Annotated in this window: 16 protein-coding genes; 6 read left to right on the top strand and 10 right to left on the bottom strand. The window is 64.0% G+C overall.

All coding sequences use genetic code 11. The features are described from left to right. The first annotated feature begins 54 nt into the window (after positions 1-54). A complete protein-coding gene (locus IVB54_RS26580) occupies positions 55-603 on the top strand; it encodes a sigma-70 family RNA polymerase sigma factor (protein WP_018456913.1) in 549 nt (182 codons plus the stop codon). Continuing rightward, the gene (locus tag IVB54_RS26585) at positions 600-1,355 is read left to right on the top strand and encodes an anti-sigma factor (RefSeq protein WP_018456914.1); all 756 of its coding nucleotides are present in this window, start codon (positions 600-602) and stop codon (positions 1,353-1,355) included. Before IVB54_RS26580 ends, IVB54_RS26585 begins: the two co-directional genes overlap by 4 nt. A 15-nt stretch (positions 1,356-1,370) precedes the next feature. On the opposite strand, the gene IVB54_RS26590 is transcribed toward IVB54_RS26585, so the two are convergent. Together IVB54_RS26590 and hpnO are read right to left on the bottom strand one after the other, a co-directional pair. After that, on the bottom strand, positions 1,371-1,775 hold the full coding sequence (locus IVB54_RS26590) for a GFA family protein (protein ID WP_018456915.1): 405 nt from the start codon (positions 1,773-1,775) through the stop codon (positions 1,371-1,373). 115 nt (positions 1,776-1,890) lie between these two features. Further along, positions 1,891-3,282: an aminobacteriohopanetriol synthase HpnO gene (gene hpnO, locus IVB54_RS26595; protein ID WP_026233264.1), complete on the bottom strand. Its 1,392-nt coding sequence runs from the start codon at positions 3,280-3,282 to the stop codon at positions 1,891-1,893. Between the two features lie 141 nt (positions 3,283-3,423). Here hpnO and IVB54_RS26600 point away from each other — a divergent pair, with 141 nt between their 5' ends. After that, the gene (locus IVB54_RS26600; RefSeq protein ID WP_018456917.1) at positions 3,424-4,056 is read left to right on the top strand and encodes a DUF2147 domain-containing protein; all 633 of its coding nucleotides are present in this window, start codon (positions 3,424-3,426) and stop codon (positions 4,054-4,056) included. Here IVB54_RS26600 and IVB54_RS26605 read toward each other — a convergent pair. Next, positions 4,024-6,612 (bottom strand): MMPL family transporter, encoded by a 2,589-nt coding sequence (locus tag IVB54_RS26605; RefSeq protein ID WP_018456918.1) that lies wholly within the window; start codon positions 6,610-6,612, stop codon positions 4,024-4,026. The genes IVB54_RS26600 and IVB54_RS26605 overlap by 33 nt on opposite strands. Before the next feature lie 461 nt (positions 6,613-7,073). On the opposite strand from IVB54_RS26605, the gene ispH reads away from it, so the two are divergent. Both ispH and hpnH read left to right on the top strand, forming a co-directional pair. After that, a complete protein-coding gene (gene ispH, locus IVB54_RS26610) occupies positions 7,074-8,000 on the top strand; it encodes a 4-hydroxy-3-methylbut-2-enyl diphosphate reductase (RefSeq protein WP_035993095.1) in 927 nt (308 codons plus the stop codon). Positions 8,001-8,035: 35 nt separating this feature from the next. Further along, positions 8,036-9,196 (top strand): adenosyl-hopene transferase HpnH, encoded by a 1,161-nt coding sequence (hpnH, locus tag IVB54_RS26615; RefSeq protein ID WP_007593619.1) that lies wholly within the window; start codon positions 8,036-8,038, stop codon positions 9,194-9,196. Between the two features lie 81 nt (positions 9,197-9,277). Here the strand turns inward: hpnH and IVB54_RS26620 are convergent, their stop codons facing one another. The 6 genes from IVB54_RS26620 to IVB54_RS26645 form a co-directional block, all read right to left on the bottom strand. Then, positions 9,278-10,027, bottom strand: coding sequence for a phosphorylase (locus tag IVB54_RS26620; protein WP_026233265.1), 750 nt, complete (start codon positions 10,025-10,027; stop codon positions 9,278-9,280). Next, on the bottom strand, positions 10,024-11,991 hold the full coding sequence (gene shc, locus IVB54_RS26625) for a squalene--hopene cyclase (protein WP_018456921.1): 1,968 nt from the start codon (positions 11,989-11,991) through the stop codon (positions 10,024-10,026). Before shc ends, IVB54_RS26620 begins: the two co-directional genes overlap by 4 nt. A gap of 76 nt (positions 11,992-12,067) precedes the next feature. Next, entirely contained in the window at positions 12,068-13,321 is a 1,254-nt protein-coding gene (gene hpnE, locus IVB54_RS26630; RefSeq protein ID WP_018456922.1) for a hydroxysqualene dehydroxylase HpnE, read from the bottom strand. Further along, positions 13,321-14,160, bottom strand: a complete 840-nt coding sequence (hpnD, locus tag IVB54_RS26635) for a presqualene diphosphate synthase HpnD (RefSeq protein WP_018456923.1) — start codon at positions 14,158-14,160, stop codon at positions 13,321-13,323. The genes hpnE and hpnD overlap by 1 nt, the downstream gene beginning before the upstream one ends. Next, complete coding sequence (gene hpnC / locus IVB54_RS26640; RefSeq protein WP_018456924.1) at positions 14,150-15,034, bottom strand: squalene synthase HpnC; 885 nt, start codon at positions 15,032-15,034, stop codon at positions 14,150-14,152. The genes hpnD and hpnC overlap by 11 nt, the downstream gene beginning before the upstream one ends. Positions 15,035-15,227: 193 nt before the next feature. Next, the gene (locus IVB54_RS26645) at positions 15,228-15,461 is read right to left on the bottom strand and encodes a hypothetical protein (RefSeq protein WP_007593627.1); all 234 of its coding nucleotides are present in this window, start codon (positions 15,459-15,461) and stop codon (positions 15,228-15,230) included. Positions 15,462-15,920: 459 nt separating this feature from the next. On the opposite strand from IVB54_RS26645, the gene IVB54_RS26650 reads away from it, so the two are divergent. Next, positions 15,921-16,418: a hypothetical protein gene (locus tag IVB54_RS26650; RefSeq protein ID WP_018456925.1), complete on the top strand. Its 498-nt coding sequence runs from the start codon at positions 15,921-15,923 to the stop codon at positions 16,416-16,418. A 120-nt stretch (positions 16,419-16,538) separates the two neighbouring features. On the opposite strand, the gene IVB54_RS26655 is transcribed toward IVB54_RS26650, so the two are convergent. After that, the gene (locus tag IVB54_RS26655; protein ID WP_018456926.1) at positions 16,539-18,905 is read right to left on the bottom strand and encodes an MMPL family transporter; all 2,367 of its coding nucleotides are present in this window, start codon (positions 18,903-18,905) and stop codon (positions 16,539-16,541) included. Positions 18,906-18,950: the final 45 nt, after the last annotated feature.

The following is an 18,950-nucleotide window of genomic DNA, read 5'->3' on the forward strand; positions in this document are numbered from 1 at the left end:
ACGAACAGCGACGAAACCAAGCAACGAGCAGAACAAGAGGCAAAGCGAGGAGCGATGCCCGCCAACGACGATTTGCAGAAGGCGCAACGCTTCCGCGAGGCGGCGCTCCCCCATCTCGACGACGTCTACACGCTCGCGCGCTATCTCTTGCGTGACCCCTCCGATGCCGAGGACGCGGTGCAGGAGTGCTATCTGCGCGCGCTGAAGCATTTCGACAGCTATCGCGGGCCGGCGATAAAGCCTTGGCTATTCGCGATCCTGCGTAACGTCTGCAATGCCGAATATGCACGGCGCGCACACAGGCACAGCGCGATCGAGGATACGCCCGGCGCTGCCGAGCAGACGCCGATCTGGCAGGAGACCGAGGCCAGCCCCGAAACCGAAGTGCTGCGCAGCCGCGATGCGGGCGCGATCCGCAAGCTGATCGACGCGCTCGCCGAGCCGTTCAAGGAAACGTTCGTGCTGCGGGAGATCAACAACCTGTCCTATCGTGAAATCGCCGAGGCCGCCGGCGTGCCCGTCGGCACTGTGATGTCCCGCCTCGCCCGCGCCCGTGCCATGCTGCGCGCGGCCTGGACGGCGGATGAGGAGCAAGCAAGATGACCTGCGACGAAGCAAGAATCCTGCTTCACGCGCTGCTCGACAACGAGCTCGATGCCGGCCACGCGCGCGAGGTCGAAGCCCATATCGCCGGCTGCCCGGCCTGCGCTGCGGAGTTCGCCGCGCAGCGCGAGATGCAGCGCGTGCTCGCAGACGCCGATTTGCGCTACACCGCACCGGCGAGCCTGCGTGCGCGTATCGAGGCCTCGCTGCCGCAGCCGCAGCATCAACAGCCGAGCCGCCGCTCCGTGCTGCGCGGCTTTGCGATGGGCTCGGCAGTCTCCGCGCTCGCCGCCTCCGGCGTCGTCGCATTGGTGCTGCGCCAGGACGACCAGCAGCGCATCCTGTCGGAGGTCGTCTCCGCGCATCTGCGCTCGCTCCAGGCCGGCCACCTCATCGACGTGGTCTCGACCGACCAGCACACGGTGAAGCCGTGGTTCAACGGCAAGCTCGACGTCGCCCCACCCGTGATCGACCTCACCGCGCAAGGTTTTACGCTGGTCGGCGGCAGGCTCGACTATATCGACGCCCGTGCCATCGGTGCCGTCGTCTACAAGCGCCGGCAGCACGTCGTCAATCTGTTCGTGTCGCAGACATCGAACGCGGAATACCGCGCGCCCAAGACCGAAACCATGCAGGGCTTCAACTGCCGGCGCTGGGGCAATCGCGGCCTGAGCTTCTGGGCCGTCAGCGATCTCGGCGCAGACGAGCTTGCCGAATTCGTCGACAAGTTCGAGGCGGCGATGAACGGTTAGCCTCTGCGCATCCAGTCATTCGAGCGGAGGAAACCGTTCGAAGACGGGCAGTTCGTGAGCCCGCTCCATCCAGCCAATCCGCTCGGCGACTTGAATGTGCATCGTCGCCGGTATGGCATCGGGGTCATCATAGGTGCCGCTCTGGACATCGATGATATCAGGCATCAGGTTTTCGTTGATATAGAACAGCCCCGTGCCGCAATCGGCACAGAAGTGACGTCGTCCATGCTCGGATGATCGATAGATCTTCGGCTGACCGCGCACGACTTTGACGGCTTTGAGCGAATACATCGCCCAGCCCACCATCGGTGCCCCGGAGTGACGGCGGCAATCCGCGCAATGGCAGAGCGCATGCACCATCATGTCGCCGTTCACTTCATAGCGGATGGCGCCGCAATGACAGCCGCCAGTCAAAGGCATCGCCCACACCTCTCCCGGTTAGGTCAATGCCGGAAAATAAGCGTCGATTTGGAATTTCGGGAGACGGACTGCTTCAGCAGGTCGCACGTCGCGACATCAGGCCGCAGCAGAGGCCTCACGCAGACCTTCGCACCGCATTGTCCACCAGCGTCTTGCCGAGCGACCAGATCGCGCCGGGAACCTTGTGGCTGCCGGCGATGACGTCGTCGAACGCGCGCTCGATCCAGCCGCAATCTTCCTCGGTGATGGTGAGCGGCGGCAGAAGCTTGATGGTGTGGCTGCCATGGCCGGCGACTTGCGTGAGGATCTTGTGGTCCTTGAACAGCGGCACGGTGATGAGCTGGCAGAACAGGCCCTTATTGGCCGCCTCCAGCACGTTCCAGGACGCCCGCAGCCGCAGCGATTTCGGCGGGCCGAACTCGACGCCGATCATCAGGCCCTTGCCGCGGACTTCCTTCAACAGCTCGTAGCCAGGCACCATGCGCGTGAGCGCGAGGCGCAGCTCGGCACCGCGCTTGGCGGCGGACTCGATCAGCTTCTCGGACTCCATGATGTCAAGCGTGGCGATGCCCGCAGCCATCGCCAGGTCGTTCTTGGAGAAGGTCGAGCCGTGCACGACGGCGCGGTCCATCTGGTTGAATATCTTGTCGAAGATGCTTTTGCGCGTCAGCACCGCGCCGACCGGCACATGGCCGCCGGACAGCGACTTCGACAGCAGCACCATGTCGGGCTCGACGTTCCAGTGCTCGACCGCGAGGAAGCGGCCGGTGCGGCCCATGCCGGTCTGGATCTCGTCGGCGACGAACAGCGTGCCGTATTTCTTGCAGAGCGCAGCTGCACCCGGCAGGAACTCGTCGGTGGGCATGTTGACGCCCTTGCCCTGGATTGGCTCGACGACGAAGGCCGCCACCTCGCGCGAGGCCAGCGCCTTTTCGAGCGCGGCGAGATCGTTGAACGGGATCGAAGTGCATCCCGGCAGCAGCGGCTCGAAGCCGGTGCGGAAGTTCGAATCACCGGTCAGCGACAGCGCGCCATAGGTCAGGCCGTGATAGCCGTGGGCACAATAGACGATCCCCGGACGACCGGTGGCGCCGCGGGCGAACTTGATCGCCGCTTCGACGCATTCGGCGCCGGAATTGGCGAAGAACGCCTTATCAAGATAGGGGACGTATTTCAGGAGCCGCTCGGCGAGCACGCCGGCGAGCACCGAGACGTCGAACTGGACGAGGTTGGGCAGGTCGGCATCGAGCACGCTCTTGAGCGCCTCGCGCATGACAGGATGATTGCGCCCGATCGCAAACACGCCAAAACCGGACAAGAGGTCGAGATAGCGCGCCCCGTCGCGGTCGTAGAGATACTGTCCCTGCCCCTTCTGGAAGCCGACATCGTAGCCGATGGTCTTCAGAACCCGAACGAACTGCTCGTTCAGATGCCGATTATGCAGGGCGCTGCGCTGGGCCTGGCGGTCCGCGAACAGCTGAGACATGTCTGGATTTGGGCTGTGCATCCGCTACATACTTCGGTTGAGGGCCGTCTCGTCAACTGAAAACGGAACGTCGCTGAAAACGGTCTGTGCGGCCTTTTGCCCTTTTTCGGACCATCTTCGCAAGCAGAGCTTTAGACCATGTTGCACTGCCAAGGAACTATCATGCGTTTAGCCCTTTACACCGGACTAATACTGGCTGGCGGTTACACCTGCCTGAACCCGGCGCTCGCGGCCGATCCGACCGGCGACTGGCGGGTTGCCGACGGCGTCGCCAACATTCGTGTCGCCCAATGCAATGGCAGCATGTGGGGCGCGGTTTCCTGGGAAAAACAGCCCGGGGGCCGCGACGAGAACAATCCGGACGCGTCGAAAAAGACCCGGCCCACGCTGGGCATGGCGACCCTGATCGACATGAAGAAAAAGCCCGGCGCCGATCAATGGGAAGGTCAGGTCTACAATGCCAAGGACGGCCAGCTCTACAGCGCAACCATCACGCCGGTTGGCACCGACCAGCTCGAGATCAAGGGCTGCGTGATGGGGTTCCTGTGCGGTGGCGAGACCTGGACCCGGGTCAGCCCCCCGATTCCCTTGAGCTCCGCCAACGCCATGGCCAAGGGCGCGCCGAAGCCCACCGGCGCGGCGTCGAAAGCCCCGGGAACGACCGGCGCTACGGTGGCGCAGCCTGCGCCCGCAGCCCCGAAGGCCGCCGGCACCGCCAAACCCGGTCAGAAGGGCGCCGCCGACCAGGTCGGCGACATCTGCCTACTCCCTGAGATTGCGGGGTTTGCCCATTAGGGCAGGCTGAAACAGCAGCACGGCGGCGAGCGTCGTCACCAGCGACAACGCCAGCAGCTTGCCCATGCTGGACGTGCCGGGATGGCTCGACAGCCAAAGGCTGCCGAACGCGGTGGCCGTTGTCAGCGCGCTGAAAAAGATCGCGCGCGTCAGGCTGGTCTGGAGCAGGTTTGTCCTGCCCGAGCGCCAGGCCACGACATAGTAGATCTTGAAGGCCACGCCGACGCCGAGCAGCAGCGGGAACGCGACGATATTGGCGAAGTTGAGCGGCAAGCCGATCAGCACGCAGATCTCGAGCGTGACCGCGCCTGCCACCAACAGCGGCACCAGCGTCATCAACACGTCGACGAACCGGCGCAGCGTGATCCACAGTAATAGGCCGATCACCAGCAGCGCATAGATTCCGGCATGGATGAACGCCTTCACCACGGTGTCGCCGGATTTCAGGATCGAGACCGGACCGCCGATCGCGGTCGGCTCGGCAACGAGCACCGCCGCCGCAAATTTGCGTAGCGTGTCGTTGTCGTTGGGATCACCCTTCGGCAGCGCCTCGACGCGGATGATACCGTCCTTGCTCTTCCAGGCGCTGACGAGATCTGCCGGCAATGACTTCAGGGTGACCGGCTCGGCCTGCAACGCGTTCCGGAGCTGGTCGAACACGATCTTCATCGGCGCGACGAACACGTCCTGCGCCTTGTTCCGTGTGGCTTCATCGGCATTGGCGAGCTTTTCCAGCGCATCCGCGAGCCGACGCGAGGCAACCGCACCCGGGCCCTTCGCATCGCCTGCGGTCCGGCGCAGATTGTCGACCGACGATTTCAGCGCATCGACGTTTTCCTTGTCCGACGGCGCGGCGTCGATCTGGTCGGGATTGAGCGCGGGGTTCAGCACCTTGGCGCCCTGCGCGAGCAGCTTCAGCTTCGGCGGCTGGTCTTCAGGAACGAAGCTGTTGAGCGACATCACCCGCAACACCTCCGGCACCTTCTCCAGCTTCGCCTCCACCTGCCTTGCCTGCTCTTCCGACGTGGTCATCACGTTGATGGCATTGGCGCCCGTGTTGGGATCCTTGCGCAAGTCGAGGAAGGTCGCGATCGACTCTGCCTTCGGGTTGCGCAGATTCATCGGGTTGAAGTCGAACTTCATGAAATAGAGCAGCGGCAGGCCGGCGACCGCCAGAAACATGGTGCCACCGACGACCAGCACGCGGTGCTTCTCCAGGAAGTGATCGAGCGGCGCCAGGAAGGCATAGCCGACCGGCTCTTTCTCACCGGGCGGGTTCAACAGCTTCAGCATCGCCGGGAGCACGGTGATGCTAGTGAGGAACGCGACCAGCATGCCGACGCCGGCGATCTGGCCGAGTTCGGCGATACCCTTGTAGTCCGTGGGGATGAAGCAGAGGAAGCCAGCCGCGGTCGCCATTGCCGCCAGCGACAACGGAATTGCCGAGCGCTTGGCGGCCAGGATCAGCGCACCGGAGAGATCGTTGTGCTTGTAGCGCTCGGAGCGATAGCGGACGCTGTACTGGATGCCGAAATCGACGCCGAGGCCGACGAACAGCACGGCGAATGCGATCGACAGCAAATTGAGCGAGCCCACCATCATCAGGCCGGCGGCGGTGGTCAGCGCAAGACCGACGAAGAGATTGACGAACACCGCGAAGATGATCTTCGCCGAATGCAGCGCCAGCCACAGGATGAGCAGCACGACGAGGACCGTGCCGATGCCATTGACGACGGCGCCTTCCTGGACGGTTGCATATTCCTCGTTGGCGATCGGGACCGGCCCGGTCAGCCGGACTCGCGCCTGATATTTGGTGGCAAAATCCAGATCGGCTGCGGCCTTGCGGATCGCGTCGGTTGCGCCCTTGCCGGGCTCAAGCGCGTTGTAGTCGAGGATCGGCTTGAACTCGATGAAGGCGCGCTTGTCCGAATCCGTCAGCGGCTCGTCACTGACGAGCTGGCGCCAGGAGAACGTCGCATTGCCCTTGTTGAGCACGGTCTCGACCGTTTGCGCGATCTGGTTGAAGGGCCGTTCGGTGTTGTCGAGCTTGACCTGCCCGCGCTTGACGCCGGCAAGTCCCGTCTCGAGCGCGCCGGTCAGGCCGCGGATCGAGGGATCGCCCGCCATGATCTCGATCAGGGGTGCTGCGGATTCGAACTGGCCGGTGACCTTGGCAACTTCCTCTGTCGGCAGGAACAACAGACCATTCTTCTCGAAGAACTCGCCGGTGCCGAGCTGCTGCATCGACTGGAATTCGGTCTTGTTGTCCTTCAGCTTGGCATAGAGCGCGTCCGACGCCGCGGTCGCCATCTCCGGCGTCTTGGCTTCGACCACCGCCGTAATCGTCGCATCGCGGTCGAAGGCGCGATCGAACTGCTGGTCGCGTTGGCGCCAGTCCAGATTTTGGGCAATCAGCGAGTTGATGTCGGTGTTGATGGCGAAATGCTGGGACGTGTAATAGCCCGCCCCCACCGCCAGCAGGAGCCCGAGAACGACGACGAGGGAGGCAAACCGGGTGCAGGCCCTGACGATGGCAACGACGACGCTTTGCAGCACTACTTTTCTTTCTGCGGTTAACAGCTTGCCGGAAACGCCCGCTGTTTAACGGAGTTCCCGGCCGAAACCTATTGCTGTTTTGAGTGGTTATCGCCGTCAGAAGCTTCGAGGTAAACGGCGGAAGACCATGGCATTATCATGCGGGCCATCGGTATAGCCGAGGAGTTGAGGCGGGAAAGTGACGAAGCGTGCGCACAAATGTCGCCACGTTGCTGCCACGGGCACCCTCTACTATAATACCGCCAAACTGATCCGGCAGGGAACCAAAGTTCATTCCACCTTTCCTTACTGCCGATTTTTTGACACAAAGTACTGCACCTCCATGCACCGGGGCCCCGGCAGGGGTGGGCGGCTACCGCGTGCGCCGAACCGATGGTGCGGATATTGCAACTCATTGGTTCGTATCGGGGTGTCCCCTGAACTTGAGAGCGGATTGGTGCAACTTGCGTGATGGCCGTCCAATGGAAGTTTATCTGGCGCAACCGCGCGGCTTTTGCGCGGGGGTAGTGCGTGCGATCGAGATCGTGGAACGGGCGCTGGAGAAGTACGGCCCGCCCGTCTACGTGCGCCATGAGATCGTGCACAACAAGTACGTCGTCGAGAGCCTGAAGAACAAGGGCGCGATCTTCGTCGAGGAACTGTCGGAGGTGCCGCCGAAGGCGGTGACGGTCTTCAGCGCTCATGGCGTCGCCCGCAGCGTCGAGGAAGAAGCGGCCGCGCGCGACCTTCCGGTGCTCAATGCCACCTGCCCCTTGGTCACGAAAGTTCACAATCAGGGGAAGCGCTACATCGCCAGGGGCCGCACCCTGATCCTGATCGGCCATGCCGGCCACCCCGAGGTCGAGGGTACGATGGGCCAGGTTCCCGCCCCCGTACTGCTGGTCCAAAGCGTTGAAGAGGTTAAGGCCCTTGAGCTGCCGGCGGATACGCCAGTGGCCTATATCACCCAGACCACCCTGTCGGTGGATGACACAAAGGACATCATTTCGGCCCTGCAGGCCCGCTTTACAGATATTCAAGGCCCGGATATCCGGGATATCTGCTATGCGACACAGAACCGCCAATCTGCGGTAAGGGACTTGAGCAAGCTGGTCGACGTGATCTTGGTGGTGGGCGCTGCCAATAGCTCGAATTCGAACCGGCTCCGCGAAATCGGCACTGAGGCCGGTGTCGCGAGTTATCTGATTGCCGACGGCAGCGCGCTCAATCCGGAGTGGTTGAAAGATGCCAGAACCGTCGGTGTCACGGCTGGCGCTTCGGCGCCCGAGGTACTCGTGGATGACGTGATCGAAGCAATGCGGCGGATCGGACCGGTCAAGGTCTCGGTGCTCCCGGGCCGCGAGGAAAACATCGAATTCCGGCTTCCGGCCGAACTGGCTGCGAGCTGACCCACCCGAATTTCAAGCCCAGAAAGAAACTTGTAATGGCTATCCCCTTCTTCAAGGAAATGCGTATCGGCGGCTATTTGATCAAGCAGAAGCTGCTTGGCCGCAAGCGCTATCCGCTCGTGCTGATGCTGGAACCGCTGTTTCGCTGCAACCTCGCCTGCGTCGGCTGCGGCAAGATCGATTATCCGGATGCGATCCTCAACCGCCGCATGACGGCGCAGGAGTGCTGGGACGCGGCCGACGAGTGCGGTGCGCCTATGGTCGCCATTCCCGGCGGCGAGCCGCTGATCCACAAGGAGATCGGCGAGATCGTGCGCGGCCTCGTCGCGCGCAAGAAGTTCGTCTCGCTCTGCACCAACGCGCTGTTGCTCGAGAAGAAGCTCGATCTGTTCGAGCCCTCGCCCTACCTGTTCTTCTCCGTGCATCTCGACGGCCTGAAGGAGCACCACGACAAGGCCGTGTCGCAGAAGGGCGTGTTCGACCGCGCCGTCTCCGCGATCAAGGCGGCCAAGGCCCGCGGCTTCACCGTCAACGTCAACGCCACCATCTTCGACGGCCACCCGGCCGAAGAGATCGCCAAATTCCTCGACCTGACCGTCGAGCTCGGCGTCGGCGTCTCGATGTCGCCGGGCTACGCCTATGAGCGCGCGCCGGACCAGGAGCACTTCCTCAACCGCACCAAGACCAAGAAGCTGTTCCGCGACGTCTTTGCGATGGGCAAGGGCAAGAAGTGGAATTTCATGCATTCCGGCCTGTTCCTGGACTTCCTCGCCGGCAACCAGGAATACGAGTGCACGCCCTGGGGCATGCCCGCGCGCAACATCTTCGGCTGGCAGAAGCCCTGCTATTTGCTCGGTGAAGGCTATGCAAAAACCTTCAAGGAGCTGATGGACACCACCGACTGGGAGACCTACGGCACCGGCAAGTACGAGAAGTGCGCCGACTGTATGGCCCATTGCGGCTACGAGCCGACGGCGGCGACCGCCGCCATCAACAACCCGCTGAAGGCGATGTGGGTGTCGCTGCGCGGCATCAGGACCACGGGTCCGATGGCGCCCGAGATCGACATGTCCAAGCAGCGTCCTGCGCAGTACATCTTCTCCGCGGAAGTGCAGAAGCGCCTGTCGGAGATCCGCAAGGACGAGGCCGCCGCCGCACAGGAGAAGGCCGCACGGAAGGCGTCGACCGCCGCGTAAGCGCGCTAGTCCCACCAACAAGAAAAGGCCCGATCGCCAATGGCGACCGGGCCTTTTGTTTTTAGTGATCGCAGAACCCGCTCAGGCCGCCTCGGAGACCAGCGCCTCGCTGTCGACCAGTTCGGTGCCGATCAGGAAGTCGCGGCAGCCGCGCAGGCTGCGTAGCGCGCGGTTGAAGTCGAGGCCGGTCGAGACCAGTCCGTGCAGCGCAGTCGGGTTGCGCGCGATGCCGCGCAGCACGGCCAGCACGTCGATCTGGCCATTCGGCTTGATGGCGGCGCGGGCGAGCGCCGGCAGCGCGCGATGGGCGGGATCGCTGATGACGCGGACCGCGGCGAACGGCAAGCCGGCCTCGGCGGCGTAGGCCGCCGCGATGTGGCTTTCCATGTCGACGGCGGCCGCTCCCGTCTCCGAATGCAGCGCCGCCTTGCAGGAGCGCCCCGTGACCACTTCCTCGGCACCCGCGAGGCTGCCGCGCACAACGCGGCGGCGCCCCGACGTCAGGCGGTCGATGAGGTCGTCGCCGAGCGAGAGGCCAGCGGCCCAGCGGGTATCGCCCGCGAGCACCTCGGTCGCCAGCACGACGTCGCCGGAGCGCAGCGTCGGGTCGAGCCCGCCGGCCACGCCGAAGGAGATCACACCGCGAATCGTCTCGGGATCCAGCACCGTCAACAGCGCCCGCAACTGGGTGGGGCTGCTCGACGAACAGATGACCGCCATGCCAGGCCCGGCCGCGATGCGGGCCTCCTGAACCAGTCCAGTCACGATCAATATCGGCCGCGGATCAACGGTTTGACCCGCGGTAAGATAGTCCCCCGTCCCCAAAGTCACATTCCGACCCCTACCACCCTGCTGTTGGTGTTCCGCAAGTTCCGATACCGCGCCAACGCCCACAGCGGGAAGAACTTCGGATAACCATGGTACCGTAGATAGAATACACGGGGAAAGCCTGTGGCGGTGTACCGCTGTTCGTCCCACAGTCCTTTTTCGTTCTGTGTTGCAATCAGGTACTCCACCCCGCGGGCGACGGCCGGGTGATCAACCTCGCCAGCAGCCATCAAGGCAAGCAAGGCCCATGCCGTTTGCGAGGCGGTCGAGGGGGCGGCCTCCCATCCCCGATAGTCCAGCCGGTAGCTGACGGCATCCTCGCCCCAGCCGCCGTCCTGGTTCTGGATCGAGGCCAGCCAGCCGGCCGCTTTCCGCATCATCGGGTCGTCATGGCGGACGCCGGCCATGTTGAGGGCGCACAGCACCGACCAGGTTCCGTAGATGAAGTTCATGCCCCAGCGGCCGTACCAGGACCCTTCCGGGTGCTGGGTCTTGCGGAGGTAGGCGATCCCGTCCGCGACATGCTTGCTGGTCTCCGCGGTCTCGCCGAGCTGGGCCAGCATCGAGATGCAGCGCGCGGTGACGTCCTCGGTCGGCGGATCGAGCAGCGCGCCGTGGTCGGAGAACGGGATGTTGTTCAGATAATATTCGAGGTTGTTGACGTCGAAGGCGGCCCAGCCGCCGTCGTCGCTCTGCATGCCCTCGATCCACTCCCGGGCACGGTCGATCGCGGCGTCATAGCCGGTCGCACCGTGCTCCCGGCGCATCCGGTCCATCGACATCACGACCACCGCGGTGTCGTCGAGATCGGGATAATGGGCATTGTTGTACTGGAAGGCCCAGCCGCCCGGGCGTACGTCGGGCCGCTTCACCGCCCAGTCGCCCTTCACCTCGAGCTCCTGCTTCGGGATCAGCCAGTCGAGACCCTGCTTGGCGGCCGGCACCGCCTTGTCGCCGCCGGCTTCGAGCAGCGCGTGGGCGGTCAGCGTCGTGTCCCACACCGGCGAGACGCAGGGCTGGCAATAGGCTTCGTCGTCCTTGATCACGAGCAGCTTGTCGATGCCCCGGCGCGTGATCGCGCGCGGCGGGAAGTTCTCGTCCTTGCCGAGCGCGTCGTACATCATGACGATGTTGGCCATCGGCGGATAGATCGCGCCCATGCCGTCCTCGCCGTTCAGCCGCTCCTCGGTGAAGGCGAGCGCCGCGTCGATGGCGCGTTTGCGCAGGCTCTTGGGAAACATCGGCTCGACCACGCGCAAAATGCCGTCGAGCGCGCGGAACAGCACGAACCAGGCCATGCTCTGGTGCGGCGCCTTGGCGGTCATGCCGATCGAGCGCGGATCCTGCAGGAACAGCTCGTCGATGCCGACGCCCTTGGGATTCTTCGCCCGTGGCTTCAGCGCGGCGATGACCATCAGCGGCACCATGGTGGTGCGCGCCCAGTAGGAGATCTTGTTGATGTGGAACGGCGACCAGAACGGCAGCAGCACGATCTCGATCGGCAGCACCGGTACCGCGCGCCAGGTCACGACGCGAAACATCGCAAGCATGAAGCGCGTGAAGACATTGCTGTGAATGGCGCCGCCGCGGGAATGGATCGCCTCGCGCGCACGCACCATGTGCGGCGCGTCGATGGAATCCCCGATCATCTTCAGCGCGAAATACGCCTTGACGCTGGCGCTCATGTCGAACTCGCCGTCATGCACCAGCGGCCAGCCGCCATGGGCGCCCTGCACGCGGCGAAGATAATTGGCGATCTTGGCTTCGAGCACGGCATCGACCGGCTCGGCGAGATAATGGCGCAGCAGGACGTATTCGGCCGGAATCGTGCAATCTGCCTCGAGCTCGAACACCCAATGGCCGTCGGGTTGCTGGAAGCCGAGGACGCCTTCGGTGGCCGACGCAATGCTCGATTCCAAGTTCCTGAATTCTTGGGCTTCGCGGCTGGTCGCGTTCACGGAATCCATCTCGCTCGATTGCTCCGATAGTCGATTGAATGGGCCGAAATTGACCGGGACAAATGCCCGTCAGGGCCGCCTGTCACTATCCCTTGGCGGCCAGAACCAGATCGGCGGCGCGATCACCGGATCGGACCGATCCCTCGATGGTTGCAGGCAATCCCGTAGCAGTCCAATCGCCTGCAAGAAACAGGTTTTTCAGCGCAGTGACCGGCCCTGGACGCAGGGCATTCTGCGCCGGCGTCGCCGCAAATGTGGCACGGCGCTCGCGCACGATCTGCCAAGGGGGCAGCTCGCCGGAAACACCGCCCGCCTTGCAGACGTCGTTCCAGATCGCCTGCGCGAGTTCCTCGCGCGGCATGTCGACCAGACGGTCGCCGTTGCTGATGGTGACGGACAGCCGGTTCGGGAACGAAAACAGCCATTCCACGACGCCGCCGATCACGCCGAGGATCGGTGCCGATCCCGCCGGCGGCTCGACGCGGAAATGCGCATTCACGATGGCGCGGAATTCGGTCGGCGTCTTCAGGCCCGGCAGCAGGTTGGAGGCAGCGCGCGGCGGCACCGCCATCACGACGACGTCGCCTTCGCTGATCTGGATCACATCCTCGCCGCCGAAATTCAGCGCGCCGACCTTGCCGTCATGGGTCGCAAACGAGCGCAGCTCATGGCCGAGCTGAACGCTGTGCCCGCGCCCCTGCAGGAACGTCACGGCGGGCTCGATCAGTACCGCGCTGAGCCCGTCGCGCGCGATCAGGGGACGGCAGGCCTGCCCGCCGGCGAGCAGCGTCTCGCGCACGATCGCGCCGGCAAGCCCCGCCGAGCCTTCGGGTGGATCGACGTTGAGGGCCGCGAGCAGCAGAGGCTGCACCAGGCGCTGATAGAGAACGCCTTCGCACGGAATTGACTTGCCGACCAGCGTCTCTTCCGATGCCCAGATCAGCGGCGCCAGCTTCAGATAATCGGTCAGCCCAGTGTCGGGGACGCGGCGGCTCTCGTCGAGCACCCAGGTCGGGAGCCGGCCGTCGCCGAGGTCGATCTGCCAGCGCTGCCCGGTCTTGAGATCGACGAAGGGAAACTGCGCGCGCTCCGGACCGACGAGGCCCGCCTCGGTCCCGATCGAACGCGCATAGGCGCGCGCATGGCTATTGCCGGACAGCAGCAGATGGTTGCCGTTGTCGATGGTGAGATTGGTGGCGCCGTCGTAATAGGAACGGCAACGGCCGCCGGCCTGCTGCGTCGCTTCGTGCACGGCGACCTTGAAGCCGGCATTGGCAAGTCGCACGGCGACGGAGAGGCCGGAGATTCCAGCGCCAATGATGTGAGCTGTTTTTTGCATCAGATGAGAGCGTATCGGAGCAGGATGGCGATACGTGTGATCTTCGACACACGCACCGGCTCGCGCGGCGCGTTGAACCCGCGCGCGATCAGGAGATCCAGAATGGCATGATAGTATTTCGACATCATCCGCGGCGCGCGCACCGCGCGGCGCCGGTTGCGGTTCATGATCTCGTCCGACTTCTCGAAATACACCTTTGCGCGCTGCGCCAGTGGCAGGCAGACCTTCGGCAGCGCGCGCTCGACGATCACGCGGTCCGGATCGTTGGAGGTGATGCCGGCATGCAGCAGCGCTTCGCGCGGCAGATAGAGCCGGCCGAGGCCCGCGTCCTCGTCGATGTCGCGCAGGATGTTGGTGAGCTGGAGCGCGCGGCCGAGATGATGGGCGAGCTCGATGCCGTCTTCTTCTGGCAAGCCGAAGACCCGGACCGACAGCCGCCCTACGGCGCTCGCGACGCGATCGCAGTAGAGATCCAGCGTCGCCATGTCGGGCGCGCGGATGTCCTGCGGCACGTCCATCTCCATGCCGTCGACGATGGCGAGGAAATCCTCGCGCTTGAGGCCGAAGGTCTTCACCGAGGTGACGTAGTCCTTCAGCCGCGGCGGCGGATTGCCCTGGTAGAGCGCATCGATGTCGTTGCGCCACGCCTGAAGGGCGGCGAGCCGTTCGTCGCGCGGGCCATCGGAATCGGCGATGTCGTCGACCTGGCGGCAGAAGCTGTAGATCTGGAACATCGCTTCACGCTGGTCGTGCGGCAGGATGCGCATCGCGGCGTAGAACGAACTGCCGGATGCGGTCGAGCCATAATTGGCGCCGGGCGAGGTCGCCTCAAGCGTCATGTGCAGTCCCCGGTCTGGAAATGGCCTTGCGTCCGACCGTGCGGCGGCCGACTTCGCCGATCATGCCGGCGAGGCTGAAGGTGAGGAGCTCGAGCTTGTTCAGGTGCACGCGCTCGCGCAGGGGATCGCGCACCTTCAACAGGCGCACGATGCGGTCGGCATAGGCCTGGATCACCGAGACCTCGACGCCGAGGCGGAAATCCCGGATCTCCGCAGCTAGCGACCTGCCCTCGGCGAGCAGCGCTTCGTTGCGGACGGCGAGAGCCTGAAGGCAGGCCAGCATCGCCGGTGGCGACTGCGCCAGTCCGAGCTGCTCGACCGAGGCGCCACTCGCGGCCAGCGCATCGCGCGGCAGATAGACGCGGTTGAGCTCGCGGAAATCCTTGCCGCAATCCTGGAGGTGGTTGTTGATCTGCAGCGCTGCGCAGAGCGCATCTGACGCGGCCCAGGTCGAGGTGCTCTCACCATGGACGTCGAGCATGAAGCGGCCGACCGGCATCGCCGAGTAGCGGCAATAATGGATGACCTCGTCCCAATTCTCGTAGCGCAACTTGGTCACGTCCATACGGAACGCGATGAGCACGTCGAGCGCGTGGCGCGACGCCATGCCGCGTTCGGCCAGTGCGTGCCGCAGGCTGACGGCCTCGGCCTGGGTGTCGCCTTTGCCGAGCAATTCCGCCTCGAGCAGGTCGAGATAAGCGAGCTTCTCGTCCGGCGGCAGCGTGGCGTGGTCGGCGATGTCGTCGGCGGTGCGGACGAAATTGTAATACGCCAGGATCAGCGCGCGATGACGCGGATGAATGATCCAGGACGCGACGGGAAAATTCTCGTCGCGCTCACCCTTGCCGGATCGCAATTCGCTCGCAGAGGTCATCGAGGGCTGGTCTACAATCGTTTGGACAGGAAGGGCTTTTTCGCTCGCGCGAGCCCGTGCGGGCGATGCCGCCGCGGCCCCCATATAGGGGAATACGGCCGCAAAACCAATCCTGTCTCTCGATGGCTGCCCTTTGCGGATCAGGTCCGAAAAGGCGGCCCCGGGGCCGCCTTTTGTGGGCCAGTGGCCGAGCTTACTGGTTGTGGTTCTTCAGGACCTGGTCGCAGGCCTGAGAGATCTTGGCCCGGTTCTCCTTGAGGCAGGCCAGGATGGTGAAATCACCCTGGTCGATGACCGGACGGCAGAGCTTCTGCACATCGCGCGAGCAGGCCTTCTGCTCGGCGTCCGTGCCGCGCCCTTGCTGGGCGAACGCTGCGGTCGAGAGGGAGGCCGACAGCAAGGTGAGAGCGACGAGAAGCTTACGCATTGTATTCCTTCATTCTGACGGCAGAATCGCACCAATCCCGGACAGCACAGGGCGACGACCGGAGCGGATTGTTCTGATGGCAAGTCGCCGCGGGAGGAGCGGCGTCGGAGAAGGCACAAGCACTGGCAAATGCGGCCAAATTGGCGCCACGTCCACCAAATCAGGGCTTCCCTGCGTCTTCTCTGGCAAATGTAAGAGACTGATACTACGTCATAATTCAGGTGCGCCGCGTTTTGCTGCGCACCTGTTGCAGAGCTGCATCTCTCGATACCGCCTCGGGACCAAGAAACATGCCGAAATACGACAAATCGAGAGGTGGAAGCATGGCGCAAGGCGTCGTGAACTGCCATCTCTGGCAGTCGGGCATTGAACCTGTCACTGGCTCGGAACACTAAACTTTCGATGTAGCGAGACGTTCTTCGTGAGAAGCGGACGTCGTTCTAAACGGGATATTTTGAGATGAAATTCTTTGGACGGACTGAACTGGCAATCAAGGCGGCCGGCATCGGCGCTGCGCTGCTCTTCTCGGTTTCGACAAGTCAGGCTCAGTCGTCCGGACCGTTTGCAGGTTTCGAGGGCGCATGGACCGGGACGGGTACGGTGTCGCTGTCCGACGGCTCGACCGAGCGCATCCGCTGCAAGGCGGACTACAAGGTTGCCGGCACCGGTCTCAGTCTCAAGCAGGCGTTGCACTGCGCCTCCGACAGCTACAAGTTCGACCTCACCAGCGATGTGACCAGCCAAGGCGAGCGCATCTCCGGCAATTGGAGCGAGACCAACCGCAACATCTTCGGCAATCTCCAAGGCACTGCCGGTGGCGGCCAGATCGAGGTGTTCGTCGAGGCCAACGGCTTTGCCGCCAATTTGTCGCTGCGCACCAACGGCACCAAGCAGACGGTGCAGATCTCATCCAAGGGCGAGATTCGCGGCGTCAACATCACGATGACGAAGGGCTGACAGCTCTTACCGCTTCGAAGCGACAAGCCCCGGTTCTCGCGAACCGGGGCTTGTTGTTTTTCGGAGGCGCGGCGCAATCGTCCGGACCGCGCCGATTCCGTGTCCGATGGATGCAGCCGCTCAGATCGCCGGCTTGTCGGTGCCCTGAAGCTTGGCGTGCAGATTGATCAACCACATCGCCGTCGGCCGCAGGATGAAGAGGTCGGCGACGAGCGCCATCACCATCGAGAAGGCGCTGAGCCAGCCGAACAGCCGTAGCGACGGCAGATCGGAGAACACCGTGACGACGAGACCGCAGGCCAGCACCAACGTGGTCAGGATCAACGCCGGGCCGACCAGCACGGTCGCGCGCTCCACTGCGAGCGCCGAGCCGACGCCCGGCTTGCTCTCGAGCCTGAGGCGGTTGAGGAAGTGGATGGTGGCGCTTAAGCCCAGGCCGAACGAAACGGTCAGAGCTACGACACTGGCAAATTGCAGTCCCTCGTCCATCGCCCACAGCACTGTTCCCGACATCACGACGGGGAAGATGCCCGGCAGGATGCAGGCGAACATCACGACCCAGGAACGGAAGGCAAGGCCGATGAAAATCGCGACCAGCGCGAATTCGACGGTGAGCCCGCGGTTGAGCTTCTCGATCATGCCGGCCGAATTGCGCGCGGCAATCGCGGCAAGACCCGTGACCGCCACTTCATAGCCGGGATGCTTCTTGCGGACGGCGTCGAGCTCGGTATCGAGCTTGTCGACGATCGGCAGGAGCTGGCTGGAATCCTTGTCCGGCACGCGACCTGCGACCACGACCGCGTCCTGCTCGGCATCGATGAACCGGCGCACCAGATGCTCCGGAATGACGCTGACATATTCCTTCAGGGTCGCGACGTCGGCGCTGCCGGCCTTGTCCGCGAGCCAGCGGCGCAGGGTCTCGACCGACCAGACATTGCCGACACCGGCGGCCTTCTCCACCGTCGCGTGCACGTCCGCGATGGTCTGCAGCGTCTCCGGCGAATAGAGCGATTCACCCTTGGGGAACTGGATCAGAACGTTGACCGGGTTGGCGCCGGTGAGCTTGGCGTCGAGCCGGTCGCTGGCCGCGACCGCTTGGCGCTTGTCCGGCACCTGGTCGGCGAGCCGGTAGCGCGGCTCCAGATTTGCGTAGATGACGCCGAGGCCCGCCACGAACACCACCGCGATCAGGCTGAACAGGCCGGGACGGCCCACCATGCGCACCGCGATCCAGTAGCAGAAATTACGCAGCGCTTGTACGCCGGCATCCGCGCTCTGGAACTTGGTCGCAAAGACCTTCTCGTTGCGCACGAGCAGCACGCCGAACACCGGCACGAGCGACAACACCGCAACCAGCGCGATGATGGTGGCGGCGAGACCCGCCTCGCCGAACTTGCGGATCAGATCGGAGTCGGAGAACTGGAGCGCGATGAAGGAAATGCCTGCGGTGCCGTGCGTCAGCACGCAGGCCGGTCCCACCACCAGCACCGCGTTCTTGAATGCGGTGAACTTGTCCTGGCCCGCGATCAGCCGGTCGCGCGCGGCGAAGGTGAGCTGCATCGAGTCCGAGAAGCTGATGACCATGATGAGCGGCGTCATTACGTTCAGGAACATGTTGAGATTGAAATTGGCCCAGCCGAGCGCGCCGAGCGCCAGCAGGATCGCGATCATCGGCGGGAACGCCGCCGCCACCATGAACGAGATTTTGCGGAAGAAGATGATGGCGATGACACAGCCGGCGAGAATGCCGAGGATGTTGTAGGTGAGCCCGTCGCGCTCGACCGCGTTGCGGATCTCGAGCTGCATCACCGGCACGCCGGAAAGCTGCACGTTGAGCCCGGTGTCACTGAGGTCTTCCTTTATCAGCGCGCGGATGTCGGCGACGGTCTTGGTCAGCTTGTTGGAGGCGACCACCTCCGGATCGAGCGACAGCACGATCAGCGCCAGCGTGCCGTCCTCGGACAACAGCTTGCCGCGGATGATCTCGTTGGCTTTGACGCCCTCGATGAACTTGTCATAGGCCTCGCCCTCGGGCAGCTCGGGCGGGAACAGTGCGGCGGGAAGCTTGCCCGGAGCGGGCGCCTGACGCGCGGAGAACAGCGAGACCAGTCCGCGCGTACCCTCGACCAGCTGCATGTCGGTGACGAAGTCGCGCAGCTTCTCGAGGTTGTTCCGGGCCAGCAGGGTCTTGCCCTCGACTACGACGAGGACGTCGAATTCCTCGGCCGGGAACTTCTTGGTCACCGCTTCGTACTGGCGGAATTCCGGCGTGTTGGACCGGAACAGCTGCGAGAGCGAATCGTCGATCTTGATCCGGTGGATGCCGAACACGGCGCCGACGATCAGCACGAGCAGGACGACGCAGGAGACGATGGGCGCCCGGACTGCGATCAGCCCGATGCGCTCCAGCCCGAAGGCGATCGAGGACGCAGGTCCCTGCTCGACCTTGTCGACATGAACCTCACTCTCGCTGTGCTTTTCGAGCATGCCTTGTCCAGTTCCTAAATCGGCTCGGGTCTGTGAGCTTGTCGC

Source organism: Bradyrhizobium sp. CW1, from assembly GCF_023100665.1.
GTDB classification, from domain to species: domain Bacteria; phylum Pseudomonadota; class Alphaproteobacteria; order Rhizobiales; family Xanthobacteraceae; genus Bradyrhizobium; species Bradyrhizobium canariense_D.